This window comes from Oleiphilus sp. HI0117 (assembly GCF_001635235.1).
The window spans coordinates 1-424 of sequence record NZ_LWGA01000327.1 but is presented as its reverse complement, the minus strand read 5'-3'; the positions used below and the strand labels follow the sequence as shown (position 1 = coordinate 424).

Below are 424 nucleotides of genomic sequence, written 5' to 3'. Positions count from 1 at the left end.
TATAAGTCGCTTGGATGGCAGCATACAGTGGGTGCTTCGGGTTCAATTAAGGCTATTCTAAATGCTTTGCGTCATCTTGGTTTAGCTGAAGAAACGATTACATTAAAAGCTTTGAAAGAACTAAAAGGCCTGATGATTACTCTCGGACATTGTGAGGACTTAGTTAAACTAGGTGTGAAATCTGAGCGTGCATCGATCTTTGCAGCCGGCTTTTCCATACTCTACTCATGCTTTAAGGTACTGGGCATCAAAGAAATGGAGTTCACATCGGGCGCGCTTAGGGAAGGTTTGCTGTATGACATACTAGGCCGGATTCAGCATGAGGATGTCAGAGAACGTTCACTTCAATCGATGCAGGCTCGCTATGCTATTGATGTTGAACACGCTGAAAGAGTAGAGAAAACAGCGCTTCATGCATACAAGC

1 pseudogene is annotated in these 424 nt (G+C 44.1%); it reads left to right on the top strand.

Annotated elements, in window-relative coordinates:
* A pseudogene (locus A3757_RS04060) lies at window positions 1-424 on the top strand (exopolyphosphatase); the annotation flags it as partial.